Here is a 23,358-nt window from a genome sequence, read left to right as displayed (position 1 = left end):
AGCCTTCCGCCGCAGCGGGGACAGCTTGCGTCACGTCCCGGCGATCTCGCCATGGTCGGGCGTCTCCGTCCATCGTGGGCCGTGCTGAGCCTATCCATTCAACTCGTCGCGTGAGCGCTCGACATACGCCGTGTGCATATCGGAGAGCTCCACTTGCGTGGGATGCGTGTCGACCATCTGTTGGCAGTCATGACGCTGGCTCTCGCGTGCCGCGAACCTGTCGGCATGGCCCGGGGCGGGTGCCGGCTCCGGCAGGGCGCGGCCCCCAGCGCGTCCGCCGTCCCCGCCCGCCCCGGTGCCGTCTCACCTCGCGATCCCGACGGAAGGACTCTCCATGACAACGATGCCGGGCACCTGGCGGTGGGCGTGACCGGGCTCGGGCCGTACCCCGTCGAAGCGCTCGGATCGGCGGGGGTGCGCGACGCGGTGGCCCGCTGGCTGCGGCTGGTGGCGGCGGACGCCGAGCTGGCGCCGTACCTCATCGGGGTTGATCGGGCCCGGCTCGCCGGGCACCTGGCACTGACCCTCACGGTGGCGCTCGGCGGGCCGGCGGGCGACATCGCGCGGCCGGCGGCCGGGGCGTGGCGCGGCCTGGGCCTGACCGAGGAGCAGCACCGCCGCGTGGTCGACTATCTGGCCGGGGTGCTGTGGGCGCTCGACGTGCCGGCCGGCGCGGTGGACGCGGCCCGGCGGGCCTTCGCCGACGAGGCCGGCGCGTGACCGCCGCCCTGGCCGCGTCGTGGTCCACCCTGCTGCGGTACGCCCGCGCGGCGGCCGACGACTTCTGGTGCGCGGTCGAGGAGCGCTGCCCGGGGCGGCTGCCGGCGAAGGAGGCGGCCGTGTTCCTCGCGGCGCTGGGGCGGCTGGCCTCCGGCGGCGACGACCCGGCGGGGCGGGCGGCGCTGCTGGCCGTGCTCGGCCACGCCTACCGCCGCCATCGCCTGCTGCCGCACCAGCATGCGGTGGAGGCCGCGCTCGCCGCCACCGTTGCCCGGCACGCGCCCGGCACGCCGGAGCTGGCGGCGGCCTGGGCGCAGGCCGCGCGGCGGGCTTCGGCGGCGGTGACCCGCGCCGCCGAGCGGGCCGGCGGCGGCCCGGCCTGGTGGCCGGCGCAGGTCATCGGCCACGACCGGCCCGCCGACGGCGTCGCGATCCTGACCGTGCGCCCCTGGCGACGCCTGCCCTTCCGACCCGGCCAGGCGGTGCCGGTCTGCACCGAGCGCTGGCCCGGCCGGTGGCGCTGGTACTCCCCGGCCAACGCGCCGCGCCCCGACGGCACGATCGAACTGCACGTCCGGGCGGTCGCGGCCGTCTCCCGCGCCCTGGTCCACGCGGTACGCCCCGGCGACCCGCTCTGGCTCGGCCCGCCGCGCGACGTCGGGCTGGGTCTCGACCCGGCCCTGCGGGCGGCCCTGCTGCTGGTGGCCGGGGGCACCGGCCTCGCGCCGCTGCGCTCCCTCGTCGAGCAGGTCGCCGCAGCCCCGGCCGGGCGGCGGGTGACCCTGGTCGTCGGCGCGCGCGCCTTCGGCGACCTCTACGACTCGGTCAGCCTCGACAAGCTCCAGCGCGCCCACGACTGGCTGACCCTGGTGCCGGCGTTGTCGCACGACCCGTTCGCCGGGGCGGGGGAGCGGGGCGACGCGCTGACCGTGGCCCTGGACCACTACCGGCCGGGGCAGGAGGTCCATCTGTGCGGGCCGCCGCCGATGCTGGCCGGGTCGCGGCTGCGGCTGCTCGCCGCCGGGGTCCCGGCCGAGCGCATCCACCTGCCGTTTTGTCCGTTTACGAGGTCTGAAGCCTAAGGAATTCCGGAGGAATTCCTTACAGATCCCGCAGGGGTGTGTAGGGTTTCTCCGGTGAGGCGAGGGGGAGAGGTTGAAGAAGCGTCAATGCGTTCGTTGCCGGTAACCTTCAGCTACTCGCAGGCCCTGGAAGCCGGCCTGACACGGTGGCGGCTCTACCGATTGCGGGACCAAGGGCTGATAGAGCGCATGGGCCATGGGCTCTATCGACGCCACGACGCCGAGGCCGCAGACATCGACCTCGTCGAGCTTGCCCACCGGGCTCCGCCTGCCACCCTGTGCCTGACGAGCGCACTGGCTCGTCACGGCCTCACCGACGAGATTCCCTCCCGCATCGATGTCGCGCTGCCGCGCGGCCGACATCGACCGGCGACGGCCGCCCCGGTCGCCTGGCACGCGTTCGACCCGGCCACCTTCGAGGTCGGCCGCGCGGAGTTGCCACTCGATCCGGAGACCTCGATCGGCCTGTACGGGCCCGAGCGCAGCATCATCGATGCCCTTCGCCTCCGGCACCGCGAGGGCCCGGAGCTGGCGTACCCGGCTTTGCGTCGGTGGCTGAGACGCGACGGCGCGGCACCGGCGAAGTTGCTGGCGATGGCTCGATACTTCCCGCAGGCCGAACGACCACTCCGAGAGGCTCTGGAGATCCTGCTGTGACCGTGCGCCCGACCCGAGCCACCCCGGCCGGTCGCGCCTACCTCGACCTTCAGAATCTCGCGCGCCGCACTGGCCGCCCCACCGATGAACTGCACCAGGTCTATGCCCTGGAGGGCTTCCTCGCCCGCTTGGCCCGATCCCCGTACGCGGACAAGCTGGTCCTCAAGGGCGGCGTGCTGCTGGCCGCCTACGCCGCCCGCCGGCCGACCCGGGACGTGGATCTCCAGGGCCGATGGATTTCGAACGACGCCGAACAGGTGCTCGGTATCGTCCGTCGCATCAGCGCCCTGGACCTCGACGACGGCCTGACGCTCAATGCGGCGAGCGCAACGGCGGAAACCATCCGGGACGACGACGTCTACACCGGCGTGCGGGTCAGCCTCAGCGGCCACCTCGCCGCTGCCCGCCTGTCCTTCCATGTCGACGTCAACGTCGGCGACCCGATCTGGCCTGATCCAAAGCCGATCAAGCTGCCACGCCTGCTCGACGGTGAGATCATGGTGACGGGCTATCCGCTCTCCATGGTGTACGCGGAGAAGCTGGTGACAGCGTTGCAGCGGGGCGCGGCAAACACCCGTTGGCGCGACTTCGCCGACGTCTACCTGCTCTCCGGCCTGCACGACGTCGATGGCGACGAGCTGGCCGCAGCCGTGCAACGGGTGGCCGAGTACCGCGAGGTGACGCTCGCGCCGCTGAGCCAGGCTCTCGACGGCTACGCGACGCTCGCGCAGCGGCGGTGGGCCGCCTGGCGACGTAAGCATCGCCTCGATGATCGGTTGCCGCAGAGCTTCGACGAGGTGTTGCAGCGGGTCTTCGCGCTGGCTGATCCCGCCTTGACCCCGCTTTCCGGTGGTGGGGAAAAGCGGTCGAGAGCACGCCGTGAGGCACTGGACGAGTTGACGGCGGACGCGATCGACATGGGTGCCTACGACGAAGCGATTCGGCGTGGTCGCCAGCTCTCGCACGACCAGCCGGACGAGTGACCGCCCACCAACCTTGGAGCCTGGCCGCCTGCCGGTGCGGATGGTCTGCTGACGGCCGGGCCGGAGTGGGACGACCAACTGTCGCCCGGACCGTGGAGCAGCCGGGCGACCGTCCTTGTCCAGGCGGTGCGCAACGTGGCGCGGTGAGAATCAGTGGGGCGGGGTGCGGGCGTTGGCCGGGGCCGACACCCCTGCGCGAGACGTGACCCGTGCCCCATACTGGCGCGGTGTTCACCCTCGCTCAGGCGCGTCACCTCGTGGCCACCCTGCAACCGCGCATCGACGAGTTGATCCGGCTCCGTGCCGACCTCGCCGAGCTGCGCGCCGACCTCGCCGACGGCGGGCTGAGTCCGCTCGGCGGCCTCGCCGAGGTCAAGGGCCTGGAGGCCCGGCTGCACGGGGTCGTGGACGAGTTGCACGAGCACGACATCCAGGTCAAGAGCATCGCCCCGGTGCTGCTGGACTTCCCCGGCGAGCGGGCCGGCCGCCCGGTGCTGTGGTGCTGGCTGGAGGGCGACTCGGACGTGCGCTGGTACCACCGCGTCGAGTGCGGCTTCGCCGGCCGCCGCCGCGTGTGAAAGGAAGGGCCCCCTGTTAACGCATACGGTCGAGAAGGGCACCCTTCTCACACCCATGCGGCGGGGCGGCTCAGCGCAGGGTGGCCAGCGCCGCCGGTGAGACGTTGCCGCCGCTGAGCACCAGCACCACCCGGGTGCACGACGCGGCGCTGACCAGGCCGGTGCGCAGCGCCGCGTAGGTGACGGCGGCGGAGGGCTCGACCAGGAGCTTCGTGGCGTCCAGCAGCTCCCACCACGCGCCCCAGATCGCGTCCTCGGCGACCTCCACCACGTCGTCCACGAGGGCCTGGATGTGGGCCAGGGTGTGCCGGCCGGCGAAGGGGGCGGCCAGCCCGTCGGCCATCGACCGGGGCGGCGTCGCCGGGGCCGCGCCCCCGGTGCGCAGGGCGTGCCCGACGGCGTTGGCGGTGGCCGGCTCCACCCCGACGATCCGCGCCGCCGGTGCCGCCGCCCGTACCGCCGCGGCCACCCCGCTGATCAGCCCGCCGCCGCCCACCGGCACCAGGACCAGCCCCGGCGGCGGGCCGTCGGCCAGGATCTCCCGGCCGATGGTGGCCTGGCCGGCGATGACGTCCGGGTCGTCGAACGGCGGCAGCAGGTGGTATCCGCGTTCCGCCGCGATGGCCTCGCAGGTGCCGAGCAGGTCGTCGGTGAGCACGACCTCCCCGCCGTACCGGCGGACCGCCTCGATCTTGGTCGGCACCGCGTGCGGCGGCATGCAGACCACGGTGGGCAGGGCGTACGCCTGGCCGGCGTACGCCACGGCCATCGCGTGGTTGCCGGCCGAGAAGGCGGCCAGGCCGGCCGGTCGACCGGCGCGTTCGGTGAGCGCGAGCAGCGCGTTGAGCACCCCGCGCGTCTTGAAGCTGCCGGTGTGTTGCAGGTTCTCCGCCTTGACCCAGAGGTCGAGGCCGTACTCGTCGCCGATGTGCGTGCAGGCCAGCAGCGGGGTGCGGACGACCCGCCCGCCGATCCGCCGCTGCGCCGCCGTGATGTCGTCCGCGCTCACCAACTGCACACGGCGCAGCCTAGCCGCCACCTCACACCGCCTCACGCCCTCGCACCCACCACGGGGCCCGGCCGGGCCGCCCCGCGCCCCGCCGGGTCAGCCGCCGCACCCGGTCGGGGTCAGCCGCGCGGGGCCGTCTCCAGGGGCCACTCGGTGCTGACCGTCCTGTCGATGCCCCGCCGGTCGAAGGAGAGCTGGAGTCCCCGGGCCTGCTCGGCGTGCCAGCCGACCTGCGCCCGGTGCAGCGCGTCCGGCCGCATCCGGGCGATGGGCTCGTGCCGGGCGGCGATCGAGCGGGCCAGGTCGGCGGCGGCCCGCGCGTCGCTGGCGGCGTCGTGGGCGTTGTCGAGCGTGACCTCGTAGTACCGGCACAGGTCGCCGAGCTGCCGGCGGCCGTACCACCGGGGTTCGACCTGCTGGTGCAGCACGGACGGGTCGATGACGACGGCCCGGTCCCAGTCGATGGCCGGCAGGCCGTGCCGGGCCAGCTCGGTGTGCAGGGCCGTCACGTCGTACGGGGCGCAGAAGGCCACCAGCGGCGTGGCGTCGGCGATCAGCTTGGCCACCGCCGTGCCCAGCTCCGCGAGCGCCTCGCGGGCCGGGCGGCCGTCGGCGCGCACCTTCTCGTCCGTGATGCGGTGCCGGGCCGTCGCGTCGGCGGGGATCGGCACGCCCGGGTCGACGAGCCACTCCTGCGTCGTGCCGTCGCTGTGCACCAGGGCCGCGGAGACGATCCGGGTCTGCGTCGGATCGGGCAGCGTGCCCTCCAGGTCGAAGCCGACGACCGGCAGGTCGTGCCACCCGCTGTGGGGTCCGACGGGCGGCGCGACCCGGGCCGGCAGGCACCCGTCGTGGTACGTGTTCCAGACCCCGTTGGCGCTGGCGCGCCGGCCGGCGCCGGCCGCCACGGGGGCGTGGCAGGTGGCGCAGCGCCCGGCGTACTTGTTGATCACTGAGCTGTCTCCTGTGGGGTGTCGACGAACAGGAGACGATCTTCGGGTACGCGCCCGGCGGGCATCCTGCCGCACACGCCGACGAACGGGCGGATTTCCGCCTCTTGTGGACGGTCGCGTGACCCCTACCGGGCACCCCTGTTAGAGGATCGGTGATCTTCCATTTGACCTGCATTCAGTGATATCTATCTCACACCACCACTTCCCACCCCCAGGAGTGCGACGTGCGGAGATCCCGTCTCGTTACCCTCGCCGTGAGTCTCGCGGCGTCCATCGGCGCCACGCTCGCGCTGGCCGTCCCCGCCCAGGCCGCGCCCAGCGACCGCTACGTCGCCCTCGGCGACTCGTACGCCTCCGGCGTCGGCGCCGGCAGCTACACCTCGGAGAGCGGAAGCTGCCAGCGCAGCACCAACGCGTACCCGGCGCTCTACAACGCCAACGTCAAGCCCGCGTCGTACAAGTCGGTGGCCTGCTCCGGGGCGACCACCACGGACGTGATCAACAACCAGCTCTCCGCGCTGTCGTCGACCACCACGCTGGTCAGCGTCACCATCGGCGGCAACGACGTCGGCTTCGCCAACATCATGACCACCTGCGTGCTCTACGGCGAGAGCCAGTGCGTCGCCGCCGTGCAGGCCGCCGAGGACAAGGCGCGCGCCGAGCTGTCCGGCAAGCTCGCGAAGGTCTACAGCGGAATCCGGTCCAAGGCCCCGTCGGCACGGGTGGTGGTGGTCGGCTACCCGGTCTTCTACCAGCTCGGCACCGTCTGCGTCGGCCTGAGCGCGAACTCCCGGGCGAAGATCAACGAGGGCATCAACCTGGTCGACGACATCACCCGCAGCGCCGCGGCCTCGGCCGGCTTCACGTTCGCCGACGTCCGCTCCATCTTCGTCGGCCACCAGCTGTGCAGCTACGGCGAGAAGTGGCTGCACGCGCTCAACTTCGCCAGCATCGGCATCTCGTACCACCCGACGGCGGCCGGCCAGTCCGGCGGCTACTACCCGGTGTTCCGCTCCGCCGCCGGCTGACCCGGCCGGTGTTCCCGCGGGCCCGGGACGGCTCTCCGCCGTCCCGGGCCCGTCCGCTTCCGCGGCTCAGGCCGGCAGGACCTTCTCGACCGCCGCGCGCAGCTCGGGGGAGTCCGGCGTGACGGTCGGGGCGAACCGGGCCGCCACCGTGCCGTCCGGGGCCACCAGGAACTTCTCGAAGTTCCACCGCACGTCGCCGGTGTGCCCGTCGCCGTCCGCCGCGGTCACCAGCGCCGCGTAGAGCGGGTGCCGGTCGGGGCCGTTGACGTCGACCTTCGCCGTGAGCGGGAAGGTGACCCCGTAGTTGACCTGGCAGAACTCGCCGATCTCGGCGGACGTGCCGGGCTCCTGGCCGGCGAACTGGTTGCACGGCACGCCGAGCACCACCAGGCCCCGGTCGGCGTACTCGGCGTGCAGGGCCTGGAGGCCGGCGTACTGCGGGGTGAGGCCGCAGCGGGAGGCCACGTTCACCACCAGCAGCGCCCTGCCCCGGTAGCGGGCGAGGTCGGCCGGGCCGCCGGTGAGGGCGTCGATCTCGGTGTCGAAGACGGTCATGGGGCGAGGCTACCCAGGTGATCCCCGGCCGGCGTCGCGGCGGCCGTCGGCCCGGATTCCCGCGACTATCGACGCATGTGCATCTTGACGAACTGATGACGGCGTGAGTAGCGTCTCACCATCCTTTTGGAAAGTTTCCTAACTGTTTGGGGAGCCGCCACATGAAGAGATCGCTCCGCCGGGCCCTCTGGGCCGGTGCCGTGGTCGCGGTGACCGCCGCGGTGGTCCCGGTGACCTCGGCGTTCGGCGCCGGCAGTGTGACCGCCACGTTCGCCAAGGCGCAGGACTGGGGAACCGGCCACGAGACCCGGGTCACCGTCACCAACGGTTCCGCCGCCAGCGTCAGCACCTGGCGCATCGAGTTCGACCTGCCCGCCGGCACCACCATCAGCAGCGCCTGGGACGCCGACGTCACGAGCAGCGGCAACCACTGGGTCGCGGTGAAGAAGAGCTGGGCCGGCCCGCTCGCCCCCGGGGCGACCTTCAGCTGGGGCTACAACGGCACCGGGGCCTACAAGGCGCCGCTGAACTGCACCATCAACGGCGCGCCGTGCGGCGGGGGGACCACCCCCACCACCGCCCCGCCGACGACCGCCCCGCCCACCACCGCACCCCCGACGACCGCGCCGCCCACCACCCCGCCGCCGACCACCACCCCGCCCACCGGCGGCGGCAAGAAGGTCGTCGGCTACTTCGCCGAGTGGGGCGTCTACGGCCGCAACTACCACGTCAAGAACATCCACACCAGCGGCTCCGCCGCGAAGCTCACCCACATCCTCTACGCCTTCGGCAACACCACCGGCGGGCGCTGCGCCATCGGCGACAGCTACGCGGACTACGAGAAGGCGTACACGGCGGCCGACAGTGTCGACGGCGTCGCCGACACCTGGGACCAGCCGCTGCGCGGCAGCTTCAACCAGCTCCGCAAGCTGAAGAAGATGTACCCGCACCTCAAGGTCATCTGGTCCTTCGGCGGCTGGACCTGGTCGGGCGGCTTCACCCAGGCCGCGCAGAACCCGGCCGCCTTCGCCGAGAGCTGCTACAACCTGGTCGAGGACCCGCGCTGGGCCGACGTCTTCGACGGCATCGACGTCGACTGGGAGTACCCGAACGCCTGCGGCCTCACCTGCGACTCCAGCGGCCCGAACGCGTTCAAGAACGTGATCTCGGCGCTGCGGTCGAAGTTCGGCTCCTCGGCCCTGGTCACCGCCGCCATCACCGCCGACGGCAGCAACGGCGGCAAGATCGACGCCACCGACTACGCCGGGGCGATCGGCAACCTCAACTGGCTCATGCCGATGACGTACGACTACTTCGGCGCCTTCAACGCGCAGGGCCCCACCGCCCCGCACTCCCCGCTCTACTCCTACACCGGCATCCCGCAGGCGGGCTTCAACTCCGACGCCGCGATCCAGAAGCTCAAGGGCAAGGGGATCCCGGCCGACAAGCTGCTGCTCGGCATCGGCTTCTACGGCCGGGGCTGGACCGGGGTCACCCAGTCCGCGCCGGGCGGCTCCGCCACCGGGGCGGCGCCGGGCACCTACGAGGCCGGCATCGAGGACTACAAGGTGCTCAAGAACACCTGCCCGGCCACGGGCACGGTCGGCGGCACCGCGTACGCCAAGTGCGGCAGCAACTGGTGGAGCTACGACACCCCGTCGACCATCGGCGGAAAGATGACGTACGCGAAGAACCAGGGCCTCGGCGGCGCGTTCTTCTGGGAGCTGTCCGGCGACACCACCAACGGCGAGCTGATCGGCGCGATCCGCGGCGGCCTCGGCTGATGAAAGGAAGGGCCCCCTGTTAACGCATTCTGCATAGCAAGGGTCCCCTGCAAACACCCCCGAGGCCCGGGAACCGTCCGCACGGCGGTTCCCGGGCCTCGGCGCGCGGGGGCGCGGCCCGGCGTGGGCGTGGCGCGGGGGTGATGTGTCAGACTCGCCCATCGGCGGCGTCCCCGGTGCCGGGGCCGAGAGGGAGGGACGGATGGGCGTGACGAACACCAGGGTGGCCGGCAGGGCGGCGCTGGTCGCGACACTCGCGGCCCTCCCGTTCGCCCTGCTCGGCTGCGGCGAGAGCGGGGGAGCGACCCAGCAGCCCGGCCGGGCGCCCGCCGAGGAGGCCGCCGCGAAGTCCCGGGAGCGGGTCCAGGCGTACCTCGACGCGATGATCGCCAAGGACGTGGCCGCCGGGCGCGGCCAGCTGTGCGCCCCCTCCCAGGAGGCCTTCGACGCCGCCGCGACCGGACCGAACGGCGACTTCGCCGACCACTTCACCGTGACCGGGGCGACGATCACCGACGTCCGTCCGGGCGCGGGCGGGCAGGAGGTCAGCACGGAGATCACCGTGACCGCCGGCTCCCGCGAGGCCACCCGGCCGCTGCTGTTCACCGTCACCCGCAGCGGCGCCGACTGGTGTGTGGCGAGCGAGGCGCCGGGCGGGAACACCCCGGAGCCGTCGGTCACCCCCTGACCACGCCCCGGGTCGGCGGTGATCTTCCAACTGCCGGAAACCGTCCCCCTCGCCCGTCGGCGGCCCGGGCGGTCGCCGTACGCTTTCCGTCATGCGCCATGAGTGGCATCAGCTGAGCCATCCCGCCGTGGGCAGCCCCGGCCTGCAGACCAGCCGCCCGACCGTCGACTCCGCCGAGGACGCCGCCCTCGGCCTCGACCGCTGGCGGGAGCTGCCCCGCGCGCAGGTCCCGCCGTGGCCCGACCAGGCCCAGGTCGCCGAGGTCTGCAAGGTCCTCGACACCGTGCCGTCGGTCGTCGCGCCGTACGAGGTCGACCAGTTGCGGCGCAAGCTCGCCCTGGTCTGCGAGGGCAAGGCGTTCCTGCTCCAGGGCGGCGACTGCGCCGAGACCTTCGCCGACAACACCGAGAGCCACCTGCTCGCCAACGCCCGCACCCTGCTCCAGATGGCGATCGTGCTCACCTACGGCGCGTCCCTGCCGGTGGTCAAGGTCGCCCGGGTGGCGGGGCAGTACACCAAGCCCCGGTCGCTGCCGACCGACGCCCGCGGGCTGCCGGCCTACCGCGGTGACCTGATCAACTCGCTGGAGGCCACCCCGGAGGCCCGGGTCGCCGACCCGCAGCGCATGATCCGGGCGTACGCGAACTCGGCCGCCGCCATGAACATGCTCCGGGCGTACCTGGCCGGCGGGCTGGCCGACCTGCACGCGGTGCACGACTGGAACAAGGGCTTCGTCAAGAACTCCCCGGCCGGCGAGCGCTACGAGGCGATCGCCCGGGAGATCGACCGGGCCATCGCGTTCATCCGGGCCTGCGGGATGACCGAGGACGACGCGCTGCGCACGGTCACCCTCTACTGCTCCCACGAGGCCCTGGCCCTGGAGTACGACCGGGCGCTCACCCGGGTCTCCGGCACCCGGGCGTACGGGCTGTCCGGGCACTTCCTGTGGATCGGCGAGCGCACCCGGCAGATCGACGGGGCGCACATCGACTTCATCTCCCGCATCGCCAACCCGATCGGCGTGAAGCTCGGCCCGACCACCACCCCCGACGAGGCGATCGAGCTCTGCGAGAAGCTCAACCCGGAGAACGTCCCCGGCCGGCTCACGCTGATCAGCCGGATGGGCAACCACAAGGTCCGCGACACCCTGCCGCCGATCGTGGCGAAGGTCACCGCCGCCGGCGCCAAGGTGGTCTGGCAGTGCGACCCGATGCACGGCAACACCCACGAGTCCTCCAACGGCTACAAGACGCGGCACTTCGACCGCATCGTCGACGAGGTGCTCGGCTACTTCGAGGTGCACCGGGGGCTGGAGACCCACCCGGGCGGCCTGCACGTCGAGCTGACCGGCGAGGACGTCACCGAGTGCCTCGGCGGCGCGCAGGGCATCGAGGACCTGGACCTGCCCGACCGCTACGAAACGGCCTGCGACCCCCGGCTGAACACCCAGCAGTCGCTGGAGCTGGCGTTCCTCGTGGCGGAGATGCTCCGTGGCTGACGCGAGGAGTGAGCTTGCGAGCCCCGCAGTCGGCGGCCGAGGGCGGAACCGTGGCTGATCGACTGGTCGTCGACCTGCGGTCGGACACCGTGACCCGGCCCACCGCCGGGATGCGGGAGGCGATGGCCGCCGCCGAGGTCGGCGACGACGTCTACGGCGAGGATCCCACGGTCAACGCCCTCGAAGCCGAGGTCGCCGCGCTGTTCGGGCACGAGGCGGCGCTGTTCGCCCCGACCGGGTCGATGGCCAACCAGATCGCCCTGCAACTGGTGGTGCCGCCCGGCGACGAGCTGCTCTGCGACGCCGACGCGCACGTGGTGACGTACGAGATCGGCGCGGCGGCGGCGTACGGCGGGATCTCGTCGCGGACGTGGCCGGCGGCCGGCGCGGACCTCGACCCCGGCGTGGTCGCCGGGATGGTCCGGCAGGACGGCTACTTCGCGGTCCCGACGCGGGCGATCGCCGTCGAGCAGACCCACAACCGGGGCGGCGGCGGGGTGATCCCCCTGGCCACGCTGCGCGAGCTGCGCCGGGTCGCCGACGCCGACGGGCTCGCCCTGCACTGCGACGGGGCCCGGATCTGGCACGCGCACGTGGCCGACCGGGTGCCCCTGGCGGAGTACGGCGCGCTGTTCGACACCCTGTCCGTCTGCCTGTCGAAGGGGCTCGGCGCGCCGGTCGGCTCGCTGGTGGTGGGCAGCGCGGAGCGGATCGGGCGGGCGCGGACGATCCGCAAGCGGATGGGCGGCGGGATGCGCCAGGCCGGGGTGCTCGCCGCCGCCGGCCGGTACGCTCTCGCGCACCACGTCGACCGGCTCGCCGACGACCACGCGAAGGCGGCCCGCCTGGCGGAGGCGCTCGCCCCGTTCGGGGTGCTCGCCTCGCCGGTGCGCACGAACCTGGTCCCGCTCGACCTGACGAAGACCGAGCTGGACGCGCGGGGCCTGGCCGCCGCGGCCCGTGCCGAGGGGGTGCTGATCTCGGTGCTCGGCCCGCGCCTCGCCCGCCTGGTCACCCACCTCGACGTCGACGACGCCGCGGTCGACCGCGCCGCCGCCGTCCTGACCTCGATCCTCCGCCGCTGACCCGGCCCGCCTCCGGGGCGGGGCAGCGGGGGTCAGGGGTGCAGGCGGTTCAGGGTGGCGATGTCGGCGGCGTGGCCCTCGTGCTTCTCCGTCGGGGTCTCCACCACGATCGGGAGGCCCGCCGTGGCGGGGTGGGCCATCAGCTCGGCGAACGCCGGCTCGCCGATGCTGCCCTTGCCGATGTTCTCGTGCCGGTCCCGGGTCGAGCCGCACAGGTCCTTCGAGTCGTTGGCGTGCACCAGCCGCAGCCGGTCGGGCCCGACCGTGGCCACCAGCGTGTCGAGGCAGGCCGTCATGCCGCCCTCGGCGGCCAGGTCGTGCCCGGCGGCCCAGGCGTGGCAGGTGTCGAAGCAGACGCCCAGGCCGGGGTGCCGGTCGACCGCGTCGAGGTAGGGGCCGAGGTGCTCCACCCGGGAGGCCAGGGACCGGCCGCCGCCCGCGCTGGGCTCCACCAGCAGCAGCGGCCCGCCCGCGGCCGTGGCCTCGTCGAGCAGCGGCAGCAGCGCCTCGCGCACCTGGCGCATGGCCGCGTCGGCGTGGCCGGCGTCGACGGCGCTGCCGGCGTGGAAGACCACCCCCTGAGCGCCGATCGCCCGCCCCCGGCGCAGCGCGTGGGCCAGGGTCTGCGCGGAGCGCTCGACCGTGGCCGGGGTGGGTGAGCCCAGGTTCACCAGCAGGGACGCGTGGATGAACACGGGCACCCCGCGCGCGGCGCAGCCGTCGCGGAACAGCGCGTCCTGGGCCGGGTCGCCCGCCGGCAGCGCCCAGCCCCGGGAGTTGGACACGTAGACCTGGACGACCTCGGAGCCGGCGGCGTCGACGTACGGCAGGGCGGCCTTGGCCAGCCCGCCCGAGGTGGGGGTGTGCGAGCCGACCGGGCGGCGGGGCGCGGGCGTGCTCACAGGCACCCGATCGTGACGGGGGTGCCGGGCGGCACCTGCGAGTTCTCTCCCGGGTTCTGGTACCGGACGGTGCCGTTGGGGTTGAACTGCACGGTCACCGGGTGGCCCTGGCCCTCCAGTTGCTGCTTGGCCTGCTGGCAGGGCAGGTCGACCACCCGGGGCACGACGACCTGCGGCGGGCCCTCGCTGACGTCGAGCTTGACCTGGGCGCCCTTCTCCACGCCGGTGCCGCTGGCGGGGCTCTGCCCGAGGATCTCGTCGCGCGGCTTGTCCGACTTCTTGTAGGTCTCCACCGGCACCAGGCCGAGCTGGGCCAGGGCGGTGCGGGCCTCGGCGAGGTTCTTGCCGACCAGGTTGGGCACCGAGATCGGCGCCTTGCCCTTGCTGAGGGTGACGGTGACCTTCGCGCCGGGCTTCACCTCGGTGCCGACCTTCGGGTCGGTGGCCACCACGACGCCCTCGGGCAGGGTGTCGTCGTAGCGGGAGCCGCCCTTGACCACCACCAGTTCGGCGTTGGTCAGGTCGTCCTTGGCCAGGTCGAAGTCCTTGCCGACCACGTCGGGCACCGGCAGCCGCTCCGGGCCCCGGGACAGGGTGAGGGTGATCGTGCCGCCCTTGACGATCCGGGCCGCCGAGGCCGGCTCCTGCGTCAGCACGGCGTCGCGGGGGACCTGCTCGTCGTAGCGGGGCTCGGCGTAGCGCAGCACGAACCCGCCCCGGCCGGCCTGCCCCTCCGCCTCGGCCTTGGTGAGGCCGACCAGCTCCGGGGCCACCGTGTAGCGGCCCATCCCGAACCACCAGCCGGTGACCGCGACGACCAGGCCGAGGACCACCAGGGCCGCGAGGACTCCCTTGCGGCCGCGCGGGTCGCCCATGATCCGGGTACGCAGCGCGGCGAGCCCCGCCATCGGCCCCTCGGGCTCGGGGGTGGCCCGCCGCCGGTGCGGGCGCTGCGGTTCGGGCTCGGGCAGCCGCGCCCAGGCGGGCCGCTGCGCCGGTCGGACCGCCGCGACCGCCATGGTCGGCTGCGCCATGGCGCTGGTCTCGTCGGCCACCGGGCGCAGCACGGCGGTGTGCGTGTTGGCGTCGCCCAGGTCGTCGCGGGCCACCTGGACCTCGGCCAGCAGGGCGCCGGCGTCGGTGGGGCGCGCGCCCGGGTCGCGGCGGGTGGCCCGGGCGACCAGGTCGTCGAGCGCCCGGGGCAGGCCGGGCACCAGCGTGGACGGGGCGGGCACGTCCCGGTCGACGTGCTGCCAGGCGACGTCCACCGGGCGGTCGCCGTCGTAGGGGACCCGGCCGGTGAGCATCTCGAACAGCACGATGCCGGCCGAGTAGACGTCGGTGCGGGTGTCGGAGCGGCCGTCGGTGACCAGCTCCGGGGCGACGTACGCCACGGTGGCCATGAGCTGGTTGCCCGGCTCCTCCTCGGAGCTGGCCTCCACGGCCCGGGCCAGCCCGAAGTCGGCGACCTTGACGACGCTGTCGACGAGGTTCGCCACGCCGCCGGTGGGCGCCTCGGCGACCAGCACGTTCTCCGGCTTGACGTCGCGGTGGACCAGGCCGGCGCGGTGCGCGGCGGCGATCGCGGCGAGCATCTGCTCCATGATCGCCAGCGCCTCGTCGGGGTTGAGCCGGCGGCGCTCGGCGAGCACGTCGCGCAGGGTCCGGCCCCGTACGTACTCCATGACCAGGTACGGCAGGCCGGCGTGGGTGCCCTGGTCGTAGACCGCGACCACGTTCGGGTGGGTCAGCCGGGCGATGGTCTTCGCCTCGTCGGTGAAGCGCGCCAGGAACCCGGCCATCCGGGTCCGCGCGTCGGGGGCCTGGGTCGGGTGGATGATCTTGACGGCGACGGTGCGCTCCAGGCGCTCGTCGGTGGCGGTGTACACGGTCGCCATGCCACCACGGGCCACGCGACCGCGAATGCGGTAGCGCCCGTCGAGCAGCGAGCCCAGCAACGTGTCGGCGACCTGTGTGTCCATCGGCAGGCAGTCTATGTCTCCGGAGGGTGGAGGTTGCACCGGATGCTACAGCCGGATGGCCGGGGTCCCACCACGCCGCGCGCGTGGACCGGCCCCGGCGCCCCCGCCGACCTGCTCGCCCGCGGGCCGAGGGGGGTGCCGCGCGCCTCCCGGGCGGGGGCGTGGCAGGGTGATCGGGTGACCGACTCCGCACCCTCCGGCCAGGCCGCCTCCGACGCCGGCCCCGCCGGCCCGACCGACCCGGCCGCCTGGCTGGCCCTGCCGGACGTCGCCGAGCGCCTCGACCTGTCGATCAGCAAGGTGCACCAGATGATCCGGGACCGCGAGCTGCTCGCCGTGCGCCGCGACGGCGTGCGCCGGGTGCCCGCCGACCTGGTGGCCAACCGCACCGTGCTCAAGCACCTGCCCGGCGTGCTCACCCTGCTCGCCGACGCCGGCTACGACGACGAGGCGGCGCTGCGCTGGCTCTACGAGCCCGACGACACGCTCTCCGGCGGCACCCCGGCGGCCACCCTCGGCGGCGACCACGCCCGCGAGGTCAAGCGCCGCGCCCAGGCCCTCGGCTTCTGACGGCCCTCCCGGCCGACCTCCGCACCCGGCCGGTCCGCGCGGCGGGCCGGCTTGGTCGGTCGGCGGGGCGGACCAGACCGGTCGGCCGGTGGCGTCCGGCCGGGTCGGTCGGCTGACGGTCCGGACCGGGCGGCTGACGGACCGGACCGGGCGGGTCGGCCGGCGGGACGGGTCAGTCGGTGCGGCGGGTGGCGGCGATGGCCAGGTCCACCAGCGCCTGCCGGGCCTCCGTCTCCAGGTCGACGGCCGACAGCGCGGCGAGCGCCGTCTCCGTCAGCGCCGCGATCCGCTCCTCGGTGCGGGCCAGCGCGCCGGTCGAGGTGATCACCTCGCGCAGCCGGGCCACCCCGTCGGCGTCCAGCTCCGGATCGCCGAGCCGGCCGAGCAGCAGGGCGCGGCCCGCGTCGTCGCTCGCCGCCACGGCTGCCGCCACGAGGTACGTCCGCTTGCCCTCGCGCAGGTCGTCGCCGGCCGGCTTGCCGGTCTGCGCCGGGTCGCCGAACACCCCGAGCACGTCGTCGCGGAGCTGGAACGCCTCGCCCAGCGGCAGCCCGTACGCCGAGTAGGCCGCCCGCACGTGGGCGGGCGCGTCGGCCAGCGCCGCGCCCAGCAGCAGCGGACGCTCGACGGTGTACTTGGCCGACTTGTACCGGGCGACCTTGCCCGCGCGCTCCACCGACGTGTCGCCGGTGACCTGCGTCAGCACGTCGAGGTACTGCCCGACGGTGACCTCGGTGCGCATCTCGTCGAAGACGGGCCGGGCCCGGGCGACGACGCGCGGGTCCAGCCCGGCGGAGTGCAGCAGCTCGTCGGACCAGACGAGGCACAGGTCGCCGAGGAGGATCGCCGCCGCGTCGCCGAAGCCGTCGGCGTCGCCGCCCCAGCCGGCCCCCCGGTGCCGGGCGGCGAACCGCCGGTGCACCGCCGGCTCGCCGCGCCGGGTGTCCGAGCGGTCCATCAGGTCGTCGTGGATCAGTGCGCTGGCCTGCACGAACTCCAGCGCAGCCAGGGCGGTGACCACCTGGTCGGCGTCGCCGCCGCCCGCGCCCCGGAACCCCCAGTACGCGAACGCGGGGCGCAGCCGCTTGCCGCCGCCCAGCACGAACGCCTCGATCGCCTCGGCCACCGGCACCAGGGCCTCGTCGACGGCCGTCAGCCAGGTGCGCTGGCCGGCGAGGAAGCCGGCGAGGGCCGTGTCGATCCGCTGGCGCAGGCCGGCCCGGTCGACGGGGGATACGGGAGCAGCGTGGTTCACGCCCCGACGCTATCGGGTCGCCCGGCGGCTGCCGCATCGGCGGTGCGTGGCGTGTCACCGGCCGCTCGTGCCGGGGCGCTGGGGCGTCCGGGTGACGGGACGCCGCGGGGCCGACGATCCGGGGTCGGCGGCCCGGAGCCGATCCCGCCGGGTGGGCGCGCCGCCGACGGTGCGTGACGCTCGCTCGGGTATCGAACATTACGACTTGACGAACGGCGTGTTATCGCTCACAGTCGATGGTCAAGGACGACGACGCCCACGGCTGCCGGGCAAGCCGCTTCGTTGGTCTTGGATTGGCGTGCGCCAGGCCTGCGTACGTGATGTTAGCGCTCACATCATCGACGCGCGCGGCCGTCCCCGCGCTGCCCATCTCTGGTCATCTGAAGGAGGATCATGTCTGCCATTGGTGGATCGCCATCGATCGCACCGCCGCCACAGCGGCGACGCGGGTGGCTGTCTCGGGTCGTCGCCGCCGGCGTGTCGACGGTGGTGCTCGGCGTGGCCGCCGCGGCCGCGGTGTCGACGCCCGCCGCCGCTGCTTCGGTCGACACGAACGCGTGGTACGTGTTGGTCAACCGCAACAGCGGCAAGGCCCTGGACGTCTACAACCTCGCCACGAGCGACGGGGCGCGGATCACCCAGTGGACGCGTAACAACGGCAACCAGCAGCAGTGGCAGTTCGTGGACTCGGGCGGCGGCTACTACCGGCTGAAGTCGCGGCTGTCCGGCAAGGTGCTGGACGTCTACAACTTCTCCACCGCCAACGGCGGCAGCATCGTGCAGTGGAGCGACCTGAACGGCACCAACCAGCAGTTCCGCCTGGCCGACTCCGACGGGGGCTACGTCCGGTTCATCAACCGGAACAGCAACAAGGTCGTCGAGGTGCAGGGCGCGTCGACCGCCGACGGCGGCAACATCGTGCAGTACGACGACTGGAACGGCAGCAACCAGCAGTGGCAGCTCGTCCGCGTCGACGGTGGGACGAACCCCACCACCCCGCCGCCGACGACGCCCCCGCCGGGCGGCACGTGCAACCTGCCGACGTCCTACCGGTGGTCGTCGACCGGCCCGCTGGCGCAGCCGAAGGCCGGCTGGGCGTCGCTGAAGGACTTCACCATCGCCCCCTACCAGGGCAAGCAGTTGGTGTACGCCACCACCCACAGCAGCAGCGCCACCGGCGGCTGGGGTTCGATGAACTTCGGCCTGGTCGACAACCTCAACCAGCTCGGCTCGGCCCCCCAGAACACCATGAGCCAGAGCACCGTGGCGCCGTCGCTGTTCTACTTCGCGCCGAAGAACATCTGGGTGCTGGCCTACCAGTGGGGCGGGACGGCGTTCTCGTACCGCACGTCGACCGACCCGGCCAACGCCAACGGCTGGTCGGCCCCGCAGACGCTGTCGACCGCGACGATCACCGACTCGGGCACCGGGCCGATCGACCAGACGATCATCGGCGACGACCAGAACATGTACCTGTTCTTCGCCGGTGACAACGGCAAGATCTACCGTCAGATCATGCCGATCGGGAACTTCCCGGGCAGCTTCGGCTCCAGCTACACGACCATCATGAGCGACACCTCGGAGAACATCTTCGAGGCGCCGCAGGTCTACAAGGTGCAGGGCCGCAACCAGTACCTGATGATCATCGAGGCCAGGACCAGTTCCTGGGAGCGCTACTTCCGCTCGTTCACGGCGACCAGCCTGAGCGGCACCTGGACGCCGAACGCGACGACCTACAACAACCCGTTCGCGGGCAAGGCCAACAGCGGCGCCACCTGGACCAACGACATCAGCCACGGCGAGCTGCTACGCACCAGCGCGGATCAGACGAACACGATCGACCCGTGCAACCTGCAGCTGCTGTACCAAGGCCGCGCCACCAACTCGGGCGGCGACTACGGCCTCCTGCCGTACCGGCCGGGTCTGCTGACCCTGCAACGCTGACCGCGTGAACCGACGCTGACGGCGTGAGTCAGCGGCCGGCGTGAGTTCGATCGAGCGGTGGGTCCGGCGTAGGCCGGGCCCACCGCTCGACCGTTCGGCGTCAGTGGCGTCAGTGGCGAGTCAGCGGCGGCAGGGCGTCAGGCGGGCCGGTCGGGCCGGCTGCGCCGCCGGGCGGGGCGGGTGGCGTGCCGGGGCGGGCGCAGCCGCTCCGGGCCCGTCGGCCGCAGGCCGGCGCGGGGCGTCGGGCCGCCGGCCGGTGGGCGTGCCGGGGCGGCCGGCAGCGCCCGGCGCGCGTGCCGGGCGTGCCCGGCGGCGTCGGCCAGCAGCTCCGCCGGCACGGCCAGGACCACGGCCAGCCAGCCCAGCCAGAAGCCTCCCGGCACCCGGAGCTGCCGCTCCCAGCGGGACACCTCGTGCCGGCTCAGCGTGGGCACGCCCGAGGCGGCGCACAGCTCGGCGGCGAGGGCCTGCTGGCTGCGGCCCCGGGCCCGCCGGAGCCGGGCGAGCAACGGCCCGAGCGGCTCCGGGCCGGGTGGCGTGGGCGGCGTCATGGGTCCTCCGGCAGGGTCGGCGCGAGGGCGGCGTCGACCCGCGCACCAGGCGGGACCGGCGCGCCGCCGGTCGGTGCTGACCCCCGCGCGGGCCCCGTCCGCGCTACGCCTGTCTACCCCGGGGGTACGACGTTCCGCCCGGCCCGCCGCCGCGCCGCGACTCCGTGCCGTGTCCGTGCGATTACCCCAGGTCGTCTCGCGCCCGTCCCGCGTGGCGGTCGGGGGCGGTCGCGTCAGGTGGGAAGGTCCTGGGTGCGGTGCCGCCCGGCCGCTAGAGTCGGACCATGGCTCTCGGTCTACCATCGGTCCTCCCCAACCCGCAGCCGGCGATCGGGGAGCTGATCCGTGACCGGCAGCCCACCTTCTCGTTCGAGTTCTTCCCGCCCAAGACAGCCCAGGGCGAGCGGCTGCTGTGGCAGGCGATCCGCGAGCTGGAGCCGCTGCGTCCCTCGTTCGTCTCGATCACCTACGGGGCCGGCGGGTCGACCCGGGACACCACGGTCGCGGTGACCGAGCGGATCGCCACCGAGACCACCCTGCTGCCGATGGCGCACCTCACCGCCGTCAACCACTCCGTCGCCGAGCTGCGCAACGTCATCGGCCGGCTGGCCGGCGTCGGGGTGCGCAACGTGCTCGCCGTGCGGGGCGACCCGCCCGGCGACCCGGGCGGCGAGTGGGTCCGCCACCCCGAGGGGGTGCTCTACGCCGAGGACCTGGTGCGGCTGGTGCGCGACTCCGGTGACTTCAGCGTCGGCGTGGCCGCCTTCCCCTACAAGCACCCCCGCTCACCCGACGTGGCCAGCGACACCGCGCACTTCGTGCGCAAGTGCCGGGCCGGGGCGGAGTTCGCGGTCACCCAGATGTTCTTCGACGCCGACGACTACCTGCGGCTGCGGGACCGGGTGGCGGCGGCCGGCTGCGACACCCCGATCCTGGCCGGGGTGATGCCGGTCACCCAGCTCAGCACCATCGAGCGGTCCGTGCAGCTGTCCGGGGCCCCGTTCCCGCCGGCCCTGGCCGCGCGCTTCGCCGAGGTGGCCGACGACCCGGAGGCGGTCCGCCGGCTCGGCATCGAGCAGGCGGCCGAGATGTGCCGGCGGCTGCTCGACGAGGGCGTGCCCGGCATCCACTTCATCACCCTCAACCGGTCCACGGCGACCCGCGAGGTCTGGCAGCAGTTGCAGGTCGGCGCGCAGGTGTGACCCCAGTGGCGCGACACCACAGCGCCGGTGCGACGGTTGTTCCGTGGTGGGCACTTCGCTGAACTGGGACGAGTACGCGACGGCGTGGGCGCGGCTGCACGGGGGGTTCGACCCCCGGGCGGCGGCCCCGGTGGTCCGTGCCTGGCTGCGGTTCGCCTACCACGTCGGCTATGTGCTGGGCCGGCTCCGGGTCACCCCGACCGCCGTCACCGTGGCGGGGGTGCTGCTCTGCCTCTGCGTGCCGCTGTTCGCCGTCCGGCCGGTGAGCGGGCCGGTGCTCGCCGCGCTGTTCGTGCTGGCCGCGTCCGTGGCCGACAGCGTCGACGGCGCGGTGGCGGTGGCCACCAACCGCACCACCCGGCTCGGCTACGTCTACGACTCGGTGGCCGACCGGCTCGGCGAGGCCGCCTGGCTGGCCGCGTTCTGGCTGGTGGGCGCGCCGGGCGCGCTGGTCGCCGCCGCCGGCGGGCTGTCCTGGCTGCACGAGTACGTCCGGGCCCGCTCCGTGTCGGCCGGGATGCGGGAGATCGGCGCGGTCACCGTGGGGGAGCGGCCCACCCGGGTCTGCGTGGCCCTGGTCGGGCTGCTGCTGTCCGGCCTGGCCGGGCTGATCGACCCGGACCTGACCGCCGGCACGATCACCATGGCCACCGCCGTCTGGGTGCTGCTGGCCGGCTTCGGGCTGGGGCAGTTGCTCGCCGCCGTCCGCCGCGCCCTCATCGAGGCCGGCTGACCCTGCGCAGCGCTCCGCCGTGCCGCCCGGCCCCGCCGCAGCGGAGCGTGAAGAAGGGGCCCCTGCTCTACAGAATGCGTTAACAAGGTGCCCCTCCTTACCCCCAATCCGGGCCGATGGCGTCGGCGACGATCTGCGCGGAGAGGGTGACCATCGGCAGGCCGCCGCCCGGGTGGGCGGAGCCGCCGACCAGCCACAGGCCGGCCGCCGGGCCCCGGTTCGCCGGCCGCAGCAGCCCGCCCGCGGTGCCGTAGATCGCGCCGCCGGGCGCGCCCGTGGCGGCGTCCAGGTCGGCCGGGGTGCGGACCTCCCGGAACACCAGCCGGTCGCGCACGTCGACGCCGCGTTCGGCGAGCACGTCGAGGACCCGGTCGGCGTACGCGTCGGCCAGGCCCGGCCGCCGCCAGTCCACCGCGCCCGTGGCGGTGCCGTGGCGGGGCGCGTTGACCAGCACGAACCATGCCTCGTGCCCGGCGGGGCGCACCGCCGGGTCGTCGGCGACGGTGACGAAGACGGTCGGGTCGGAGGCCGGCCGGGCCCGCACGCCCCGCCCGGGGTGGCCGAAGACCGCGTCGAACTCGGCGTCGTAGTCGCGCGGGAAGAACACGTTGTGGTGGGCCAGGCCGCTCTCGCCGGCCACCCCGAGCAGCAGCACGAAGCCGGCGAGGCTGCGGTCGGTCAGCCCGGCCAGCCGGCGCGGGCTGGGCAGCAGGTCCCGGTAGAGGGTCAGCGCGTCGACGTTGGCGACCACCACGTCGGCGGGCACGGGCGCGGCGACGCCGGCGAGGCGTACCCCGTGGACCCGGCCGCCCGCCGCGTCGATCCGGGTGACCGCGGTGCCGGTCTGCACGACCACGCCCAGGTCCAGGCAGCGGGTCAGCAGCGCGTCGGCGAGGGTGCCCAGGCCGCCGCGCAGGTACCAGCCGCCGAACGCCAGCTCCGCGTACGGGACGGCGACCAGCGCCGCCGGGGCCCGGCGCGGGTCGGCCCCGGTGTAGGTGGCGTACCGGTCCAGCAGCATCCGCAGCCGGGGGTCGGCCAGGTGCCGGCGGCCCAGCCCGCGCAGGGTGCGCCCGGGGGCGATGGCGGCGAGGTCGCCCAGCCGCCAGGCCAGCGCGGCCAGGTCCAACGGCGAGTCGATGGGCCGGCGCAGGATGTCGCGCTGCGAGGCGCCCCAGACCCGGGCGGCGCGCCGCCACAGCCGCTGCCAGTCGGCGGCGGCCCGGTCGCCGAACGCCGCGCCGACGCGGCCGGCGAACTCGGCCGGGTCGGCGCAGGAGTCGAGGGCGGGCCCGTCGCCGGGGAAGACGTGCCGGACGATCGGGTCCAGCGGGGTCAGGTCGAGATACTCGTCGAGCTTCGCGCCGGTCGCCTCGAACAGGTCGTGGAAGACCTCCGGAAGGGTGAGCAGGCTGGGCCCGGTGTCGAAGTGGAACGCGCCGGCCGGGGTGTCGTGGACGTACCGGCCGAGCTTGCCGCCGACCGTGCCGGCCTGTTCGAAGACGGTCACCTCGTGCCCGGTGGCGGCCAGCCGGGCGGCGGTGGCCAGCCCACCCACCCCGGCACCGACGACCACGATCCGCGCCATGACGTGCCCTC

The 23,358-nt window shown here is 74.1% G+C and carries 22 protein-coding genes; 14 read left to right on the top strand and 8 right to left on the bottom strand.

Annotation, left to right across the window (positions count from 1 at the left end; translation table 11 throughout):
- Positions 1 to 366: 366 nt before the first annotated feature.
- The 5 genes from O7633_RS10095 to O7633_RS10075 all read left to right on the top strand — a co-directional run bounded on the left by O7633_RS10095 (position 367) and on the right by O7633_RS10075 (position 4,020).
- On the top strand, positions 367 to 720 hold the full coding sequence (locus O7633_RS10095) for a hypothetical protein (protein ID WP_091278453.1): 354 nt from the start codon (positions 367 to 369) through the stop codon (positions 718 to 720).
- Entirely contained in the window at positions 717 to 1,802 is a 1,086-nt protein-coding gene (locus O7633_RS10090; RefSeq protein ID WP_282327509.1) for an oxidoreductase, read from the top strand. The genes O7633_RS10095 and O7633_RS10090 overlap by 4 nt, the downstream gene beginning before the upstream one ends.
- Positions 1,803 to 1,889: 87 nt before the next feature.
- On the top strand, positions 1,890 to 2,459 hold the full coding sequence (locus tag O7633_RS10085; RefSeq protein ID WP_043967222.1) for a type IV toxin-antitoxin system AbiEi family antitoxin domain-containing protein: 570 nt from the start codon (positions 1,890 to 1,892) through the stop codon (positions 2,457 to 2,459).
- Entirely contained in the window at positions 2,456 to 3,442 is a 987-nt protein-coding gene (locus O7633_RS10080; protein ID WP_278128240.1) for a nucleotidyl transferase AbiEii/AbiGii toxin family protein, read from the top strand. The genes O7633_RS10085 and O7633_RS10080 overlap by 4 nt, the downstream gene beginning before the upstream one ends.
- A gap of 227 nt (positions 3,443 to 3,669) precedes the next feature.
- Positions 3,670 to 4,020 carry a DUF2203 domain-containing protein gene (locus O7633_RS10075; protein WP_074474845.1) on the top strand — a complete coding sequence of 117 codons (351 nt, stop codon included), beginning with the start codon at positions 3,670 to 3,672 and terminating at the stop codon, positions 4,018 to 4,020.
- Between the two features lie 70 nt (positions 4,021 to 4,090).
- On the opposite strand, the gene O7633_RS10070 is transcribed toward O7633_RS10075, so the two are convergent.
- Both O7633_RS10070 and O7633_RS10065 read right to left on the bottom strand, forming a co-directional pair.
- Positions 4,091 to 5,038 carry a threonine/serine dehydratase gene (locus tag O7633_RS10070; protein WP_074474846.1) on the bottom strand — a complete coding sequence of 316 codons (948 nt, stop codon included), beginning with the start codon at positions 5,036 to 5,038 and terminating at the stop codon, positions 4,091 to 4,093.
- Between the two features lie 110 nt (positions 5,039 to 5,148).
- Complete coding sequence (locus tag O7633_RS10065; protein ID WP_282327507.1) at positions 5,149 to 5,982, bottom strand: exonuclease domain-containing protein; 834 nt, start codon at positions 5,980 to 5,982, stop codon at positions 5,149 to 5,151.
- 224 nt (positions 5,983 to 6,206) lie between these two features.
- On the opposite strand from O7633_RS10065, the gene O7633_RS10060 reads away from it, so the two are divergent.
- Positions 6,207 to 7,010, top strand: coding sequence for an SGNH/GDSL hydrolase family protein (locus tag O7633_RS10060; RefSeq protein ID WP_282327505.1), 804 nt, complete (start codon positions 6,207 to 6,209; stop codon positions 7,008 to 7,010).
- A gap of 66 nt (positions 7,011 to 7,076) precedes the next feature.
- Here O7633_RS10060 and O7633_RS10055 read toward each other — a convergent pair whose 3' ends face one another.
- Positions 7,077 to 7,565, bottom strand: coding sequence for a glutathione peroxidase (locus tag O7633_RS10055; protein ID WP_074474849.1), 489 nt, complete (start codon positions 7,563 to 7,565; stop codon positions 7,077 to 7,079).
- 161 nt (positions 7,566 to 7,726) lie between these two features.
- Here O7633_RS10055 and O7633_RS10050 point away from each other — a divergent pair, with 161 nt between their 5' ends.
- From O7633_RS10050 to O7633_RS10035, 4 genes are all read left to right on the top strand, one after another.
- The gene (locus tag O7633_RS10050) at positions 7,727 to 9,349 is read left to right on the top strand and encodes a glycosyl hydrolase family 18 protein (protein ID WP_178065877.1); all 1,623 of its coding nucleotides are present in this window, start codon (positions 7,727 to 7,729) and stop codon (positions 9,347 to 9,349) included.
- 202 nt (positions 9,350 to 9,551) lie between these two features.
- On the top strand, positions 9,552 to 10,037 hold the full coding sequence (locus tag O7633_RS10045; protein WP_282327503.1) for a hypothetical protein: 486 nt from the start codon (positions 9,552 to 9,554) through the stop codon (positions 10,035 to 10,037).
- 91 nt (positions 10,038 to 10,128) lie between these two features.
- Complete coding sequence (locus tag O7633_RS10040; protein ID WP_074474852.1) at positions 10,129 to 11,535, top strand: 3-deoxy-7-phosphoheptulonate synthase class II; 1,407 nt, start codon at positions 10,129 to 10,131, stop codon at positions 11,533 to 11,535.
- A gap of 50 nt (positions 11,536 to 11,585) precedes the next feature.
- Positions 11,586 to 12,620 carry a GntG family PLP-dependent aldolase gene (locus O7633_RS10035; RefSeq protein ID WP_282327501.1) on the top strand — a complete coding sequence of 345 codons (1,035 nt, stop codon included), beginning with the start codon at positions 11,586 to 11,588 and terminating at the stop codon, positions 12,618 to 12,620.
- Between the two features lie 32 nt (positions 12,621 to 12,652).
- On the opposite strand, the gene O7633_RS10030 is transcribed toward O7633_RS10035, so the two are convergent.
- Both O7633_RS10030 and pknB read right to left on the bottom strand, forming a co-directional pair.
- Positions 12,653 to 13,522 (bottom strand): deoxyribonuclease IV, encoded by an 870-nt coding sequence (locus O7633_RS10030; protein WP_278128232.1) that lies wholly within the window; start codon positions 13,520 to 13,522, stop codon positions 12,653 to 12,655.
- Positions 13,519 to 15,504, bottom strand: coding sequence for a Stk1 family PASTA domain-containing Ser/Thr kinase (pknB, locus tag O7633_RS10025; protein ID WP_278128230.1), 1,986 nt, complete (start codon positions 15,502 to 15,504; stop codon positions 13,519 to 13,521). The genes O7633_RS10030 and pknB overlap by 4 nt, the downstream gene beginning before the upstream one ends.
- Before the next feature lie 177 nt (positions 15,505 to 15,681).
- Between pknB and O7633_RS10020 the strand changes: the two genes are divergently transcribed.
- A complete protein-coding gene (locus O7633_RS10020; RefSeq protein WP_278128228.1) occupies positions 15,682 to 16,074 on the top strand; it encodes an Rv2175c family DNA-binding protein in 393 nt (130 codons plus the stop codon).
- Positions 16,075 to 16,246: 172 nt separating this feature from the next.
- Here O7633_RS10020 and O7633_RS10015 read toward each other — a convergent pair whose 3' ends face one another.
- Entirely contained in the window at positions 16,247 to 17,329 is a 1,083-nt protein-coding gene (locus tag O7633_RS10015) for a polyprenyl synthetase family protein (protein WP_282327499.1), read from the bottom strand.
- 393 nt (positions 17,330 to 17,722) lie between these two features.
- Here O7633_RS10015 and O7633_RS10010 point away from each other — a divergent pair, with 393 nt between their 5' ends.
- On the top strand, positions 17,723 to 19,273 hold the full coding sequence (locus O7633_RS10010; RefSeq protein WP_282327498.1) for a non-reducing end alpha-L-arabinofuranosidase family hydrolase: 1,551 nt from the start codon (positions 17,723 to 17,725) through the stop codon (positions 19,271 to 19,273).
- A gap of 137 nt (positions 19,274 to 19,410) precedes the next feature.
- Here O7633_RS10010 and O7633_RS10005 read toward each other — a convergent pair whose 3' ends face one another.
- Positions 19,411 to 19,824 (bottom strand): helix-turn-helix domain-containing protein, encoded by a 414-nt coding sequence (locus tag O7633_RS10005; protein ID WP_278128222.1) that lies wholly within the window; start codon positions 19,822 to 19,824, stop codon positions 19,411 to 19,413.
- 284 nt (positions 19,825 to 20,108) lie between these two features.
- Here O7633_RS10005 and metF point away from each other — a divergent pair, with 284 nt between their 5' ends.
- Positions 20,109 to 21,026 carry a methylenetetrahydrofolate reductase [NAD(P)H] gene (gene metF / locus O7633_RS10000; protein ID WP_074474483.1) on the top strand — a complete coding sequence of 306 codons (918 nt, stop codon included), beginning with the start codon at positions 20,109 to 20,111 and terminating at the stop codon, positions 21,024 to 21,026.
- A gap of 43 nt (positions 21,027 to 21,069) precedes the next feature.
- A complete protein-coding gene (locus tag O7633_RS09995; RefSeq protein WP_278128218.1) occupies positions 21,070 to 21,759 on the top strand; it encodes a CDP-alcohol phosphatidyltransferase family protein in 690 nt (229 codons plus the stop codon).
- Positions 21,760 to 21,856: 97 nt separating this feature from the next.
- Here the strand turns inward: O7633_RS09995 and crtI are convergent, their stop codons facing one another.
- On the bottom strand, positions 21,857 to 23,347 hold the full coding sequence (crtI, locus tag O7633_RS09990) for a phytoene desaturase family protein (RefSeq protein WP_282327494.1): 1,491 nt from the start codon (positions 23,345 to 23,347) through the stop codon (positions 21,857 to 21,859).
- Between the last annotated feature and the right edge of the window lie 11 nt (positions 23,348 to 23,358).

This window comes from Micromonospora sp. WMMD712 (assembly GCF_029581295.1).
GTDB classification, from domain to species: Bacteria; Actinomycetota; Actinomycetes; order Mycobacteriales; family Micromonosporaceae; genus Micromonospora; species Micromonospora carbonacea.
This window is presented reverse-complemented; position numbering and strand designations above follow the sequence as displayed.

Excerpts from the sequence above, each read along its gene's own strand:
- O7633_RS10085 (WP_043967222.1), top strand. The coding sequence starts at position 1,890 with ATGCGTTCGTTGCCGGTAACCTTCAGCTACTCGCAGGCCCTGGAAGCC.
- O7633_RS10055 (WP_074474849.1), bottom strand. The coding sequence starts at position 7,565 with ATGACCGTCTTCGACACCGAGATCGACGCCCTCACCGGCGGCCCGGCC.
- O7633_RS10050 (WP_178065877.1), top strand. The coding sequence starts at position 7,727 with ATGAAGAGATCGCTCCGCCGGGCCCTCTGGGCCGGTGCCGTGGTCGCG.
- O7633_RS10045 (WP_282327503.1), top strand. The coding sequence starts at position 9,552 with ATGGGCGTGACGAACACCAGGGTGGCCGGCAGGGCGGCGCTGGTCGCG.
- O7633_RS10040 (WP_074474852.1), top strand. The coding sequence starts at position 10,129 with ATGCGCCATGAGTGGCATCAGCTGAGCCATCCCGCCGTGGGCAGCCCC.
- pknB (WP_278128230.1), bottom strand. The coding sequence starts at position 15,504 with ATGGACACACAGGTCGCCGACACGTTGCTGGGCTCGCTGCTCGACGGG.
- O7633_RS10010 (WP_282327498.1), top strand. The coding sequence starts at position 17,723 with ATGTCTGCCATTGGTGGATCGCCATCGATCGCACCGCCGCCACAGCGG.
- O7633_RS10005 (WP_278128222.1), bottom strand. The coding sequence starts at position 19,824 with ATGACGCCGCCCACGCCACCCGGCCCGGAGCCGCTCGGGCCGTTGCTC.
- metF (WP_074474483.1), top strand. The coding sequence starts at position 20,109 with ATGGCTCTCGGTCTACCATCGGTCCTCCCCAACCCGCAGCCGGCGATC.
- crtI (WP_282327494.1), bottom strand. The coding sequence starts at position 23,347 with ATGGCGCGGATCGTGGTCGTCGGTGCCGGGGTGGGTGGGCTGGCCACC.